The sequence below is a fragment of the Mesorhizobium sp. RCC_202 genome, from assembly GCF_041355295.1.
Classification (GTDB): domain Bacteria; phylum Pseudomonadota; class Alphaproteobacteria; order Rhizobiales; family Rhizobiaceae; genus Mesorhizobium.
Window position 1 is genome coordinate 322,260 of record NZ_JBFUPO010000004.1, and the last position, 13,837, is coordinate 336,096.

At 62.9% G+C, this 13,837-nt stretch carries 17 protein-coding genes; 10 read left to right on the top strand and 7 right to left on the bottom strand.

All coding sequences use genetic code 11. The annotated features are described in order from the left end of the window. Positions 1–27: 27 nt before the first annotated feature. The 4 genes from AB6802_RS11655 to AB6802_RS11670 all read left to right on the top strand — a co-directional run bounded on the left by AB6802_RS11655 (position 28) and on the right by AB6802_RS11670 (position 2,595). The gene (locus tag AB6802_RS11655) at positions 28–276 is read left to right on the top strand and encodes a DUF6290 family protein (RefSeq protein ID WP_371010243.1); all 249 of its coding nucleotides are present in this window, start codon (positions 28–30) and stop codon (positions 274–276) included. Continuing rightward, positions 273–539: a type II toxin-antitoxin system RelE/ParE family toxin gene (locus AB6802_RS11660; protein WP_371010244.1), complete on the top strand. Its 267-nt coding sequence runs from the start codon at positions 273–275 to the stop codon at positions 537–539. Before AB6802_RS11655 ends, AB6802_RS11660 begins: the two co-directional genes overlap by 4 nt. After that, the gene (gene tam / locus AB6802_RS11665) at positions 536–1,327 is read left to right on the top strand and encodes a trans-aconitate 2-methyltransferase (RefSeq protein WP_371010245.1); all 792 of its coding nucleotides are present in this window, start codon (positions 536–538) and stop codon (positions 1,325–1,327) included. Before AB6802_RS11660 ends, tam begins: the two co-directional genes overlap by 4 nt. A 146-nt stretch (positions 1,328–1,473) precedes the next feature. Beyond that, positions 1,474–2,595 (top strand): beta-ketoacyl-ACP synthase III, encoded by a 1,122-nt coding sequence (locus AB6802_RS11670; RefSeq protein WP_371010246.1) that lies wholly within the window; start codon positions 1,474–1,476, stop codon positions 2,593–2,595. A 114-nt stretch (positions 2,596–2,709) separates the two neighbouring features. Here AB6802_RS11670 and AB6802_RS11675 read toward each other — a convergent pair whose 3' ends face one another. Next, the gene (locus AB6802_RS11675; RefSeq protein WP_371010247.1) at positions 2,710–3,273 is read right to left on the bottom strand and encodes an isoprenylcysteine carboxylmethyltransferase family protein; all 564 of its coding nucleotides are present in this window, start codon (positions 3,271–3,273) and stop codon (positions 2,710–2,712) included. A 98-nt stretch (positions 3,274–3,371) separates the two neighbouring features. Further along, positions 3,372–3,794, bottom strand: coding sequence for a hypothetical protein (locus AB6802_RS11680; RefSeq protein WP_371010248.1), 423 nt, complete (start codon positions 3,792–3,794; stop codon positions 3,372–3,374). A 122-nt stretch (positions 3,795–3,916) separates the two neighbouring features. Between AB6802_RS11680 and AB6802_RS11685 the strand changes: the two genes are divergently transcribed. Further along, positions 3,917–4,549, top strand: a complete 633-nt coding sequence (locus AB6802_RS11685) for a TetR/AcrR family transcriptional regulator (RefSeq protein WP_371010249.1) — start codon at positions 3,917–3,919, stop codon at positions 4,547–4,549. A 3-nt stretch (positions 4,550–4,552) separates the two neighbouring features. Further along, positions 4,553–5,170, top strand: coding sequence for an MOSC domain-containing protein (locus AB6802_RS11690; RefSeq protein ID WP_371010250.1), 618 nt, complete (start codon positions 4,553–4,555; stop codon positions 5,168–5,170). 46 nt (positions 5,171–5,216) lie between these two features. Here AB6802_RS11690 and AB6802_RS11695 read toward each other — a convergent pair whose 3' ends face one another. The 3 genes from AB6802_RS11695 to tsaA all read right to left on the bottom strand — a co-directional run bounded on the left by AB6802_RS11695 (position 5,217) and on the right by tsaA (position 7,055). Beyond that, positions 5,217–6,056 (bottom strand): SDR family oxidoreductase, encoded by an 840-nt coding sequence (locus AB6802_RS11695; RefSeq protein WP_371010251.1) that lies wholly within the window; start codon positions 6,054–6,056, stop codon positions 5,217–5,219. Positions 6,057–6,237: 181 nt separating this feature from the next. Then, the gene (locus tag AB6802_RS11700) at positions 6,238–6,552 is read right to left on the bottom strand and encodes a DUF2293 domain-containing protein (RefSeq protein WP_371010252.1); all 315 of its coding nucleotides are present in this window, start codon (positions 6,550–6,552) and stop codon (positions 6,238–6,240) included. Next, complete coding sequence (gene tsaA, locus AB6802_RS11705) at positions 6,549–7,055, bottom strand: tRNA (N6-threonylcarbamoyladenosine(37)-N6)-methyltransferase TrmO (RefSeq protein WP_371010253.1); 507 nt, start codon at positions 7,053–7,055, stop codon at positions 6,549–6,551. The genes AB6802_RS11700 and tsaA overlap by 4 nt, the downstream gene beginning before the upstream one ends. A 141-nt stretch (positions 7,056–7,196) precedes the next feature. On the opposite strand from tsaA, the gene AB6802_RS11710 reads away from it, so the two are divergent. Together AB6802_RS11710 and metF are read left to right on the top strand one after the other, a co-directional pair. Continuing rightward, entirely contained in the window at positions 7,197–8,204 is a 1,008-nt protein-coding gene (locus tag AB6802_RS11710; protein ID WP_371010254.1) for an ArsR/SmtB family transcription factor, read from the top strand. After that, the gene (gene metF, locus AB6802_RS11715; RefSeq protein ID WP_371010255.1) at positions 8,204–9,121 is read left to right on the top strand and encodes a methylenetetrahydrofolate reductase [NAD(P)H]; all 918 of its coding nucleotides are present in this window, start codon (positions 8,204–8,206) and stop codon (positions 9,119–9,121) included. The genes AB6802_RS11710 and metF overlap by 1 nt, the downstream gene beginning before the upstream one ends. Positions 9,122–9,549: 428 nt before the next feature. Here the strand turns inward: metF and AB6802_RS11720 are convergent, their stop codons facing one another. Beyond that, positions 9,550–10,473 carry a DMT family transporter gene (locus AB6802_RS11720; protein WP_371010256.1) on the bottom strand — a complete coding sequence of 308 codons (924 nt, stop codon included), beginning with the start codon at positions 10,471–10,473 and terminating at the stop codon, positions 9,550–9,552. Between the two features lie 210 nt (positions 10,474–10,683). Between AB6802_RS11720 and AB6802_RS11725 the strand changes: the two genes are divergently transcribed. After that, the gene (locus AB6802_RS11725) at positions 10,684–11,904 is read left to right on the top strand and encodes an alanine racemase (RefSeq protein WP_371010257.1); all 1,221 of its coding nucleotides are present in this window, start codon (positions 10,684–10,686) and stop codon (positions 11,902–11,904) included. A gap of 99 nt (positions 11,905–12,003) precedes the next feature. On the opposite strand, the gene AB6802_RS11730 is transcribed toward AB6802_RS11725, so the two are convergent. Further along, entirely contained in the window at positions 12,004–12,735 is a 732-nt protein-coding gene (locus AB6802_RS11730) for an SDR family oxidoreductase (RefSeq protein WP_371010258.1), read from the bottom strand. An 88-nt stretch (positions 12,736–12,823) separates the two neighbouring features. Between AB6802_RS11730 and AB6802_RS11735 the strand changes: the two genes are divergently transcribed. Continuing rightward, positions 12,824–13,774: a LysR family transcriptional regulator gene (locus AB6802_RS11735; RefSeq protein WP_371010259.1), complete on the top strand. Its 951-nt coding sequence runs from the start codon at positions 12,824–12,826 to the stop codon at positions 13,772–13,774. Positions 13,775–13,837 lie beyond the last annotated feature (63 nt).

Genomic DNA, 13,837 nt, shown 5'->3' on the forward strand with positions numbered 1-13,837 from the left:
ACCTAAATTGATCAGGTGGAGTCGTCCATGATCACAGTCAAACTGTCGCAAAAAGCCGAGAAGCTGTTAGCCGAAATGGCCAGGGCCAGCGGGCGCACGCCTGATCAGGTGGCGACCGAAGCGATCCTCGAGGCCATTGAGGATTGGCACGATGCAGAGGTCGCGAACGAACGCCTGAAAGACGATGACGGCGCGCGCATTCCGCTGGACGAGGTGATGCGGAAGGTCGAGCGTCGTGAGATCGAGGAGCGCCGCAAGAAGCCCGCCGCCGAATGACGTGGCGTGTCGAGTTCACGCCGCGCGCCGAGAAGGACATCGAACGGCTTTCGACCAAGGATCAACGGCGCATTCTGGATTTTTTGAATCAGAGAGTTTCGGCGCATCCCGATCCGAGAGCCCTTGCCAAACGCCTTACAGGTACCAGGGAAGAGACTTGGCGGTTTCGCGTCGGTGATTACAGGATCATCACTCAGTTCCAGGACAGCAGGCTGGTCGTGCTCGTCGTGGAGGTCGGCAACCGTCGCGAGGTCTATCGGTGAACAGCACAGCCGCAACACAAAAACCTGACTGGTCCGCTGCCCAATACCTGAAATTCGAGGACGAACGCACGCGGCCCGCGCGCGATCTCGTGGCGCAGGTGCCTGTCGATTTTCCGCGCCGCGTCGTCGATATCGGCTGCGGTCCGGGCAATTCGACCGAGCTTCTGGTCGAGCGCTGGCCGAATGCCGAAGTCAGCGGCTTCGACACGTCGCCCGACATGATCGAGAAGGCGCGGGCGCGGCTACCCAACGTCAATTTCGAGCTGGCCGACGCCACCAAATGGCAGCCGGAGCAGCCGGTCGACGTGATTTTCGCCAACGCCGTGTTCCAATGGCTGCCGGAGCATCCGGCGGTGTTCCAGCGCCTCATCGGATTGCTGGCACCGGGCGGCGCCTTGGCAGTCCAGATGCCCGACAATCTCGGCGAGGCCTCACACCAGCTGATGCGCGACACGGCGGCCGAGATGCCGTTTTCGGCCAAGCTCAAGGGCGCGGCGCGCGGGCCGTTGCCGCCGGTGTCGTTCTACTACGATCTGTTGTCGCCGCTCGCCGACCTGCTCGACATCTGGCACACGGCCTACAACCACCCGCTCGCCGATGCCGAGGCGATCGTCGAATGGGTCAAGGCGACCGGGTTGAAGCCATTCCTCGATCCGCTCGACGCGGAGGAGAAAAAGCAGTTCCTCGACAGCTACACGGCCAAGATCGCCAAGGCCTATCCGAAGACCGCGAACGGCAAGGTGCTCTTGCGTTTCCCGCGCATCTTCATCGTCGCCAAGCGAGCCTGAACGCAACGTAAGGCAACTCGCCGCGATGCCAGCAAGGGTTGTCGATTTAAGCTGGCATAAACCGGTCAAATACGACAAGGGTTGCGCCGGGCAATCTCGGCGCCCACATCAGAGCCCGTAATGCCCGTGCCTCGGACGGATTGAACATGCATCGCGTCATCATCAGCGGCATCGGCGCCGAAATCCCTGAACCCGTCATCACCAATGAAGAACTGGTCGCAAGCTTCAACAGCTGGGTCGACACCGAGAATGCGCGCCGCGCTTTGACCGGCGAGACGCTGCTGCAGAAATCGGACAGCGACTTCATCGTCCATGCGTCGGGCGTCAAGAGCCGCCATGTTATCGAGCGCGAGGGCATCCTCGATCCGACCCGTATGGCGCCGCGCATTCCGGCCCGGCCGGACGACGCGCTGTCGCTGGAAGCGGAGTTCGGCGTGGCTTCGGCAAAGAAGGCGCTCGCTCATGCCGCTGTCGATCCGGCCGACGTCGACCTGGTGATCTGTTCGGCCTCGCACCATCAGCGGCCCTATCCGGCGATCGCCATCGAGATGCAGGAGGCGCTGGGCACCAAGGGCGCCGGTTTCGACATGGGCCTTGGCTGCTCTTCCGCCGCGGCGGCCCTTCACATGGCGGTCAATCTGGTGCGTTCGGGTGCGCACAAGCGCATCCTGGTGACCACGCCGGAAATCATCAGCGGCCATCTCAATTTCCGCGACCGGCAGACGCATTTCATCTTCGGCGACGCCTCGGTGTCGATGGTGGTGGAGGGGCTCGCCCAGGGCGACAAGCGCCCAGAGCGTTTCGAGGTGCTGGACACCCGCATCTGGACGCAGATGTCGAACAACATCCGCACCAATCTCGGCTACCACACCCGCACCGCCCAGGATGATCCCTACATGATCAACCTTGAGGGCAATCTGATCAAACAGGTCGGCAACAAGGTGTTCAAGGAAGTCACCGTTGCCGGGCAACAATTCATCGTTGCGTTCCTCGCCGAGCATGGGCTGACGCCACAGGCAATAAGGCGCTTCTGGCTGCACCAGGCCAATGCGCGCATGAATGCGATGATCCTGAAACTGTCCTTCGGCCACGATGTCGATCACGACCGCGCGCCGATGGTTCTGGAGCGACTCGGCAACACGGCGGGCGCCGGCGCCATCGTGGCGCTGTCGGAAAACCACGCCGACATGAAGGCCGGCGATTTCGGTGTGATCTGCGCCTTTGGCGCCGGCTATTCGATCGGCGGCGCGCTGCTGCGCATGCTCTAACGACGGGCCGCTGTAGAGCAATTTCAGGAAAAGTGCGTAGCGGTTTTCCGTCTGGAATTGCGTGAAAACAAAGACTTAGAGCGGTTCGACGATTCCTTGAAACGCTGAACTGCTCTAGGCCGGCGCGAAAGGCACCAGCATCGGCACGCGCTTGGCATAGTCGTCATAGGCCGGGCCGAGCTCGCCGCGCAGGAAGTTTTCCTCGATCTTGGCTTTGACGACGACGCCGATGAGCAGCAGCGCGGCGCCAGCAATCCCCCATATCGTGCCCTTGACCGCCATGGTGGCGAGGATCGACAGCAGCAGGCCCGTATAGATCGGATGGCGGACGAGCCCGTAAGGGCCTGTGTCGACGATGCGATGATCGGCCTTGGCTGTCACCGTGGCGGACCACAGTCGGCCGAGATGCAAGCGCGCCCACCAGGCAAAAGCGATGCCGACCGCGATCAGGGCAACGCAGATCCAAGCCTCGGTAAGCGTTGGCATCCAGAGCCGAAACCGACCGACATAGCCGTGCGCCGGCACGAACATCAACGCGGTGCCGGCCAGCCAGAGGATCCGATAGCGGACCTCCGCCCTGATATCCGCGCGCTTTTGCGCGGGATCGGCCCAGGACGCGGCAAGCAGCCAGGATATCGCCCAGAACAGCCATAGGGCAGCGATTGCGTGTCCAACCATGATCGGCCTCTCGTCGTCGCGCCGCCATCAGAGCGGCGCGACGTGGCGAAAGCTAGTCCGAAGCCGGTAAGAACGTCGTGATAGGTTTATTCGTCCGGTCACGCAGCGGCGGCGGAAGCGGCTGCAATCAGCGCATCGCCTGTGTACTGCCTGTCACCGATGCCCCAGCCGCCGTCGGGCGCATTGACGATGTTGATCCAGGTGTTTTCCGGTTTGTGGCCCGGCACGCAGAACTCCCCGACAATTGCGGCGGCGGCGGTGATGAAGGCATTGCGGGCTTCGACCGTAGCGAGGCCGATATCGGGCAGCTTCAGTTCCACCATGACGACAGGCCGATTGGCGCCGCCGGCGTAGATTTGGTGTGGCGGCAGGATGTGGACCGTGCCGCCGACAATTGCGGTGAAGAACGAATTGCCGGTGGCGCCGGAGGCCTCGATCAGGGCGGCGCTGAGACGCGGCAGTATCTCGCGCTCTCCGGCTGACGTCAGTATGCCTTGCGGTGCGGTCACGGTGATAGGCATTTGGCTTGTCCTTTTGCTGGAGTTGCATGGCCTGCGTTTCGAGCTTGCCATGTTTCGTATCGATTGTTACGTTACGCAAAAGAGGCGAGTCAAGAGGTTTCGTAACGATCATTATGGAAAAGATGGAAAAGCCGCGCGGGGGCCGGCCACGCGCATTCAACCCGCAGGCCGCGCTCGACGCGGCCATGCATCTGTTCTGGGAGCATGGCTATGAGGCGACGTCGCTCGCCATGCTGCGTGACGCGATGGGGCTGACGCCGCCGCAGATCTACAACGCCTTCACCGACAAGGAGACGTTGTTCCGCAAGGCGCTGATGCGCTACCACGAGACCGAGATCGGATTTGCGCTGGACGCGCTGAGCGCGCCGGTGTCGACGGCGGAAGCGGTCCGGCGGCTGCTGTTGGGGGCTGCGCAGGCCTATACCAGGCCCGGCAAGCCTGGCGGTTGCCTGTTCGTCAGCGGCGCCCTGGCGGCCTCGCCGCAGGCGCAAGCCATTGCCGACGAACTCAAGACCTACCGCACGGCAAGCGAAGCCGCGATCGCGGAGCGGCTGGCCAAGGGCCAGGCGATGGGCGACCTGCCGGAGAGCGTCTCAACGCAAGGCTTCGCCAAATACCTGGCCGGCGTCATGAACGGCATGTCGATCCAGGCGCGGGACGGCGCCTCGGCCGATGAGTTGCGGACCTTGGCCGAAACTGCTCTTGCGGCGTTGCCCCTCAACCGGCAAAACGAGGGCACGTCATCCAAGGACTAAGCCATGCTGGATCTTTTCCCTGAAGCCGAGAATCCGGTTGAAATCATTGCGGCGCGAAAACTCGCCGCCAAGGTAACGTCGCTCTACGTTGCGCCGTCCGACCACTTCCAGACCCGCCCGGTTACAGAATTGCGGCTGGGTTTCGAAGGTATCGACGGCGACTTCCACGCCGGCGCCACGCGACGCTCCGGCGGCCGCGAACCCTGGTACCCGCGCGGCACCGAGATGCGCAACGAACGGCAATTGTCGATCGTGGCGGCGGACGAACTGGCCGTTGTCGCCGCCCAGATGGGGTTGGATGAAATCAAGCCGGAATGGATCGGCGCCAACATGCTGATCGAAGGCGTGCCGCATCTTTCGATGCTGCCGGCCGGTTCGCTGCTGTTCTTCAAGGGCGGCGCGACGATCAAGATCGACGCGCAGAACAAGCCATGCCGCATTGCCGGACGTTCGATTGCCGAGAATGCCGGCATGGCCGATCACGAGGCCGGCGCGCTGGCCTTCCCAAAAGGGGCGAAGCGGTTGCGCGGCCTTGTCGCCTGGGTCGAGAAACCGGGCAGCATCGCGGTCGGCGAAGAGATTTCCGTACGCGTGCCGGAGCAGTGGATTTATCAGGCCTGAGCGAAAGGGCCACGCCGCGCGAGGCAGCGTGGCCGAACGTTCCGGATCAAGCTTTCCGGTTCTTGTTGGCACCTTGCGCCATCACCGAAACATGGTCCCACTTTTCCCAGGTGGCGATGCGGTTGGCATATTCCTGCTTGATCATCGGCAGGCCGACGTCGCCGAAGAAGACCCTCAGCGGCGGCTCGGCCGCGTCGACGATCGCCAGCATCGCGGGGCCGGTCGCCTCCGGGTCGCCGGCCACCGAGCGGCTGCGGCGCTCGGCCATCGCCGCGCGGACCGGCTCATAGACGTCCATGCGCTTCGAGACTTTGGCCGACGGCCCGGCCCAGTCGGTGGAAAAGCCGCCCGGCTCGACCAGGGTGACGTGTATGCCGAATCCGGCGACCTCCTGGCTGAGCGACTGGCTGAAGGCTTCCAGCGCCCATTTCGAGGCGTGATAAAGACCGATCGAGGCGAAGGCGTTGACGCCGCCGATCGACGAGATCTGGATGATGTGGCCGGAATGCTGCGCCCGCATGATCGGCAGCGCCGCCTGCGTGACCCATAGCGCGCCGAAGACGTTGGTCTCGATCTGGTCGCGGGCTTCCTGCTCGGAAATCTCCTCGATGGCGCCGAAATGGCCGTAGCCGGCATTGTTGATGACGACGTCGAGCCGGCCGAAGCGCTTGTGCGCCTCGGCGATAGCGGCATCGACGGCTTTCTTGTCGGTGACGTCGAGCTTTATGGCGGCGATCTTGTCGCCGTATTTCTCGACGAGATCGGCGAGCGTGGCGGCGTCGCGGGCGGTGGCGGCAACGCTATCGCCACGGGCAAGTGCTGCCTCGGCCCAGACGCGGCCAAAACCCTTCGACGATCCGGTGATGAACCAAACCTTAGCTGTCATGATCTGTGATCCTTGCCCTTGGGGGCGGTAAAATCTCGGAGAATAAACGGAGGAAGCTCCGTTTTTGCCATATACGGCGCCGCCGGCGTTTTTCCAGAGGCGATGCCGGAATTATTGACGGGCCATCGGCCGCAGGAGCGGCGTCTCAAGGATTCCGCAGGCGAAACCGTTTTGTGCCGGTCTAATCTTGCTCGTCGTCTTCCTCAAGCAGCCGCGTCGCCCGCCAGCGGGTGAGCACTTCGTTGGTCCGCCCGATGACGAAGAAGCGCGCCGAGTCGCGATCATAGCCTTCGGCGAGCAGCTTTTCGTAATCGGTATGGGTGTGGCGGACATGGGCGATCGTCGCCAGCCATACAACGATTGTCGGCGGCAACGTCTTCATATGCACGGAGCCGGCATCGGCGCGGATCTTTTCCATGTCGGCGTAGGGCGCCAGCGGCAGAAGTACGGTCAGCGCCTTGGCGATGGCGCGGCGGCGGCCGGTCGGCGCGCTCATGTCTCGTCGCGCCCGGCAATGGTCGCGTCAGGCAACGCATCGGTCGAAGCATAGTAGGGCTTGATGTCGATGACCGGCGTGCCGTCGAGCACGTCGATGGCGTCGATCTCGATGCGGCCGGCGGCGATGTCGATGCCAACGAGTTTTGCTACGTGCAGCCCGATAGGGTTTGGCCGGGCAGGGGAGCGCAACGAGAAAACGCCTTTCGGTTCAGCCGCATGCCGCGGTTTTTGCACAATCAGATTCCGGGGCGCGTGATGGAGCCAGGACAGGATGACGACGTGGCTGGCGCGCTCGAGGTTTTGCAGTCCGGGTCGAAAGGCCTGGTCGAACACAATCGTTGCCGGCACTCCGGCTTCACGCGCCTGGCGCATGTTCTTCGGGCAATCCTCGCGGCTAGTCCAGGGCGAAACGATTCGGCCGATGAAGACGACATGCCCGTCCGGCGCCATTTCGGCGGGGTCGGTTTCCAGGCGTTGTTCGCCATCGCGCGTCTCGAACATCGTCCCGCTCAATTCCCGACGCCGCTTGCCAAGCCTGACTCACGGCTGCGGCATTTTCTTGTCCGGAAGCGACATAGCGCTTGCCAGGGTTTCAAAATCGACATAAACATATCTTTATATCTTTCGACGAAAGTCCGTACCATGCACGTATCACTCGACACAATGGTAGATACATTGAAGGCGGCGGCCGAATCCAGCCGCCTGCGCATTCTGGTGCTGTTGTCGCGCGGCGATCTCACCGTCTCCGACCTTACCGAGATCCTCGGCCAGTCGCAGCCGCGCGTGTCGCGCCATCTGAAGCTCTTGCTCGATGCCGGGCTGATCGGCCGCTACCAGGAGGGCTCTTGGGCGTTCTTCCGGCTGTCGGACGCGGACTCCTCGCGCGACTTCGTGCAGCGTCTTGTGTCGGGCGTTCGCGAGGCAGATCCGCAAGTGGTGCGCGATCTCGAAAGGCTGGCCTCGGTCAAGCGCAAGCGGCAGGACCGCGCCGCCGAATACTTTTCCGAGAATGCGGCAAGCTGGGACCACATCCGCTCGCTGCATGCGCCGGACCGTGCGGTGGAGGCGGCACTCCTCAAGCTTGTCGGCAAACGTCCTTTCCAGACGATGCTCGACCTCGGCACCGGTACCGGCAGGCTGCTTGAAATCTTCGCACCGCTCTACCGGCGCGGCATTGGCATAGACATGTCGCGCGAGATGCTGACCGTGGCGCGCGCCAATCTCGACAAGGCGGGTGTCGCCAATGCGCAGGTGCGCCAGGGCGATATCTTTTCGCCGCCGGTCGAGCGCAACGCCTTCGATCTCGTTACCATCCACCAGGTGCTGCATTATCTCGACGATCCGGCTCGCGCCATCGGCGAGGCGGCAAGGCTGCTGCGCCCCTCGGGCAGGCTGGTGATCGTCGACTTCGCGCCGCACTCTCTCGAATTCCTGCGCGACCAGCATGCGCATATGCGGCTCGGCTTTTCCGACCGGCAGATCGCCGACTGGTTCGCCGAGGCCGGGCTCGATCTCGAGGACAGCCAGGAGTTCGAGCCGCGCAGCCAGGCCGAGGCCAGGCTCACCGTCAAGCTGTGGCTCGGCCGCGACCGCCGCCTGCTCATCGCCGATCCGTCCAACAGCACCACACCTGCAAGGGAAATAGCCTGATGAACCAGTTCCGCTTTTCCCGCCGTCCCGACATTGGCGACAAGGTCCGGGTCTCGTTCGAGTTCTTCCCGCCGAAGACCGACGAGATGGAAGCAAGGCTTTGGGACACGGTCACGCGGCTCGAGCCGCTAAAGCCGAAATTCGTCTCGGTCACCTATGGCGCCGGCGGCTCGACGCGCGAGCGCACGGCGCGCACGGTCAAGCGCATCCTCAACGAGACGACGCTGACGCCGGCCGCGCACATGACTTGCGTCGACGCCGCCCGTGACGAGGTCGATGCCGTCATCCAGGAATTCGCCGGCATGGGCGTCACCCGCTTCGTCGCCTTGCGTGGCGATCCGGCGGCGGGCGTCGGCACCGCCTACAAGCCGCATCCGGATGGCTATGCCAATGGCGCGGAACTGGTCGGGGCGCTGAAGAGCGTCGGCGATTTCGACATCTCGGTCTCGGCCTATCCGGAAAAGCATCCGCAGAGCCCGGATTTCGCCACCGACATCGACATGCTGAAGCGCAAGGTCGACAATGGCGCGACGCGGGCGATCACCCAGTTCTTCTTCGACAACGATCTCTACGAGCGCTATGTCGAGCGGGCGCGGCGTGCCGGCATCTACATCCCGATCGTGCCGGGCATCCTGCCGGTGCATAACTTCACCCAGGTCGCCAATTTCTCCTCGCGCTGCGGCGCGCTGGTGCCGGCGTGGCTTGCCGAGCGCTTCGACGGGCTGGAGAACGACCCGCAGACGCATGCGTTGGTCGCCTCGGCCGTGGCGGCGGAGCAGGTGCTCGACCTCGTCGAACGCGGTGTCGGCGATTTCCATTTCTACACGATGAACCGTGCCGACCTGGTCTTCGCCGTCTGCCACATGATCGGTATCCGCTCGCATGAAACCGAGGTAGCCGGCTCAGCCGCGGCTTGAGGCAGGCAGAGGCGAGCCTCTAACGGAAAAGGCCGGGTAAACCCGGCCTTTTCGAACTTTGGACTAGTCTTGGTGCTGGTCTTCCCGGCTTTGGCGGGTCAGGGAAGAACACCTATGATAAGGGCGCCGATGAAGGCGAAAGCGAAACAAATCATCAATGCGTTGATCGGCCTCGTCAGTCCCATGCCATAGCCTCCTCTTAAAGAGCTATGTCTGGAGTCTAGGGTCATTTGGGCCACAGGCAAGCGGAAAATATGCTGCAATGCGACGTGATTGTGGAATTTGCGACCTACGGTTTTCCGTTAGCCGTTGAAACTGTTCGGCAAAAGTCGGCTCAAGGGTTGTGAATAAATTGTGGCCGCTCCGTGGCATGGCGGCGCTACGTTGGAGCATGATCTGCTCCGAAAACCGGTTCCCACTTTTCGGGATCATGCTCTAGGTCTGCCCAACACGCGGCCGTCAATCGTGATCAGACCGAGGCCGATCAGCGTCATGCCGCCGACTTCGAACAGCGCCAGCCGCTCGCCCAGAAACAGGAAACCGAGCAGCACCGCGCTGACCGGCACGATGAGGGTGACCAAGGAAGCATTGGTGGCGCCGGCCGAGGCGACGAGGTTGAAATAGAGGATATAGGCAAAGGCGGTCGACAAAAGCGCCAGGCCGAGAACCGCGGCCCAGACCGGTGGCGAGACGGCGAAGAGCCCAGTCGGGCCATAAGCGATGAGCACGATCGGGATCATGATGATGGTCGACGCGGTCAATTGCCCGGTGGCGATCACCGGCGAAGGGATGCCCTTGAAGCGTCGCGCGATCATCAGCGCCACCGCGTAGGAGAGCGAAGCGCCGATCAACGCGAATTTGGCCCAGACCGGACCGCCGAGCCCGGCAAGCAGGCCGGGGCCGATCATCACGGCGGTGCCGGCAACGCCGAGCGCGATGCCGGCAAGCTTGTTCCAGGACAGTTTCTCGTCGGTGGTCAGCGCGTTGGCGAGGATCAACGTCCAGAACGGCGTGGTGGCGTTGAGGACCGAGGCAACGCCGGCGCCGAGTTGGGTCTGGCCGGCGAAGATCAACGAGAAGGGGACGACATTGTTGGTGAGCGCCAGCAGGAAGAACAGGCCGGCGCGAGGGAAGGCGAGGCGGAACGAAGGGCCGCGGATCGCCAGATAGAGCTGAAGCGCGATTGCGGCGATGGCGACACGAAACAGCACCAGCGTCAGCGGATGGATTTCGGACACCGCGATGCGGGCAAAGAAAAACGAACCGCCCCAGATCGCGCCGAGCAGCAACAGCTGCCCCCAATCCGTGAGCGTCATCGGTCCGCGCGCCGGCGCGGTCACAGCGGCTGTCATCTCTCTGTCCTCCCAGGCCGACGCAATTCCGGCCCATCCAACACCCACGATCCGATATCCGGATTGGCGGCAAGAGCCACCCGAAACCTGATCAGTGGTTTAGCGTTCGCGAAATGTGCGGCGGACCATGCGGCAGGGCCAGACACAGAACTGTTTTCTTTAGCCGCTAGCTAGGATTAATTGTGCGCGCTCCAGATCGAGGATTCGTCCATGCAGCGATTCGAAAATGCCCGCGAGGCGGCACTGGCGCTTCGTCCAGACGATCCGGTCTATTGCTTTCGTCCGCAGGTGCTGAAGGCCGACGCCTTGCAATTCATGGGCATGTTTCCCGGAAAGACCGCTTATGCGGTCAAGACCAACGGCGAGAACATCGTGCTGAAGACGCTGGTGGAAGCCGGCGTCACCGCCTTCGACGTAGCCTCGCCCGGCGAGTTCGCCGCCGTGCGCGCCGTCTCGCCAGACGCCGAGATGCTCTACATGCATCCGGTCAAGGCGCAGTCGGACATTAAGCTGGCGCTGGAAAAATACGGTATCCGCGTGATTTCGCTCGACCACGAGGACGAGATCACCAAGCTGACGCGGGTGGTCCGCGCCCTCGACATCGATCCCGGCGCGCTCACCGTGTTCGTGCGCATCCAGACCAAGGGTCATGCCGCTTACGAGCTGTCGAAGAAGTTCGGCGCCGGTCCGGCCAGCGCCGTCGAGCTTGCCGAACGGTTGAACCGCACCGGCTACAAGGTCGGCTTGTGCTTCCATGTCGGCAGCCAGATCGAGGACCCCGACACCTATGAACGCGCGCTGGCTTCCGCCGATTGGGTGCGCAACCGGCTGACCTTCGACATTGCCGGGCTCGATGTCGGCGGCGGCTTTCCAGCCGAATACGGCCATGATCCCAACCGAAAGCAGGTCGAGATGCCGTCGCTCGGGCAGCTCATGTCGCGGCTGTCCGGCGACCTCAAGGAATATCAGTTCGATCAGATGCCGCTGGTTGCCGAACCGGGCCGCGTGATCGTGGCGCGGTGCCTGTCGTTGATCGTGCGGGTGCTTCTGCGCAAGGGCAAGCGGCTCTACATCAATGACGGCATCTGGGCCTCGCTGTCGGATTCATGGACCGGCAAGATCACGCTGCCGGCCCGTTTCATTCCGGACCCGGCGATCCGCACCCGCAATGGCAATGAGAACACCATCGTGCCGTTCAAGGTGTGCGGCGCGACCTGCGATTCCGTCGATATCCTGTCGCGGCCGTTCTGGCTGCCGGAAACTGTCGATACCGGCGACTGGATCGAGATCGGCAATATCGGCGCCTACTCGCTGTCGCTGCGGACCCGCTTCAATGGCTTTTATCCCGATACTTTTGTCGAGGTGACCACGCCGTTCGACGAAGGTGACGCGCCGCAGGGGTTTGCTAGTTTGGAGACGATGGCGGATTAGGAAGTAGTGAGTAGTGAGTAGTGAGTAGTGAGTAGTTATCCCGGTCCTCTAGTATTTTCACTACTGACTACTGACCACTGACTACTGACTAATCCCTACTCAGGCCACGCCGCCGCCTGCCTGGATGTTCTCGCCAGTCAGCCAGCGGGCTTCGTCGGTGGCGAGGAACACAGCGACATCGGCAACGTCGTGCGGTGCGCCGATGCGTCCGAAGGGCGACATGCCGGCGGCAACGGCGCGATCCCGCTCAGGCAACAGCTCGGTGTCGGTGAAGCCTGGCGACAGCGCGTTCACGGTGACGCCACGCGGTCCGAGCTCGCGCGAGAGCACGCGCACGAATTGTTCGACAGCGCCCTTGCTGCCCAGATAAAGCGCCGTCTGCGTGAAGAACATCCTGGTGCCGCCAGTCGAGACCGCGATGATGCGGCCGCCGTCGCGGACACGTTTGGCCGCTTCCTGCAGGGTGAAGAGGGTTCCTTTGGCGTTGGTGCCGAAGACGAGATCGAAATCGGCTTCCGTTGCCTCGATAAGCGGCTTGATGACGGCGATGCCGACATTGGCAACCACGATGTCGATCGTGCCCAGCTGGCGCTCGGTCTCGTCGAAGAGACGGCGAATATCGGCAGGCGAGGAAATGTCGGCCTGGACGGCGATCGCCTTGCCACCTTTGCCGGTGATGGCGGATACCACTTCGTCCGCGGCGCCCTTGTTGCCGACATAGTTGACGACGACGGCTGCGCCACTGGCGGCAAGCCCTTCGGCGATGGCGCGGCCAATGCCGCGCGAGCTGCCGGTAACGATTGCGGTTTTGCCTTGCAACGACTGAGACATGATCTTTTTCCTTCACCTTCAGGGTCCCGCCGGCTCATGCGTGGCGTGGCTGATGGCAAAGAAATAGCGACCTCCAATTGATCGGATAATGCGCTATTATCTGATTGGCTTGTTAATTAGGAAATACACAATGCGTGGCTCCGAGTTCAACGAACTCAAGGCCTTTTCGGCGATCGTCGAGGAGGGCAGCTTCGTTCGCGCCGCCGCGCGGCTGCGCGTGTCGCCGCCGGCGCTCAGCCAGACGATCCGGAAGCTGGAGGCGCGGATTGGTGTGAGGTTGCTCAACCGCACGACGCGCAGCGTCTCGCCGACTGCGGCCGGCGAAACTCTCTTTGCGCGCCTGGCGGTGGTCTTCGGCGAACTGGACGGTGCCGTCGCCGAAGTCCAGGCCGGACGCGATCAGCCGGCGGGCGCATTGCGCATCAACGTTTCGCGTGTCGCGGCGATGCGTTTCGTCGCGCCGATCCTCGGCGACTTCCAACGTGCCTATCCCGATATTGCGTTGACGGTCATCGTCGACGACATGCTGACCGACATTGTGCAGAGGCGGTTCGATGCCGGTATTCGGCTTGGCGAGCGGCTGGAGCAGGATATGGTCGCTGTCAAACTAAGCGACGAGCTGCAGATGGCGGCGGTAGCGGCCCCGGCCTATCTCGAAGGCCGTTCAATTCCGCGCCACCCGCAGGACCTGCATCAGCATCGCTGCATCAATTTCCAATGGGTCGGAGGCGGCGACATCTACCGGTGGGAGTTCTCGCGCGGCAAACGATCGCTGGACATCGCCGTCAACGGAAACCTCATCGTCAACGATACCGAGCTGATGATCCGCGCCGCGCTGGATGGGGCGGGCATTGCCTATATGATCGACTATCAGGTCCAGCCGTGGATCGAAAAGGGCAGGCTGGTCCGGTTTCTCGAGCCGTGGTCGCCCCGTTTCCCGGGCTTTTACCTGTACCACCCAAGCCGGCGGCATGTGCCGCCGGCGCTGCGCGCGTTCATCGATTTCGTGAAGAATAGGGGAGTAGGGAGTAGGGAGTAGGGAGTAGGGAGTAGGGAGTAGGGAGTAGGGAGTAGGGAGTAGGGAGTAGGGAGTAGGGAGTAG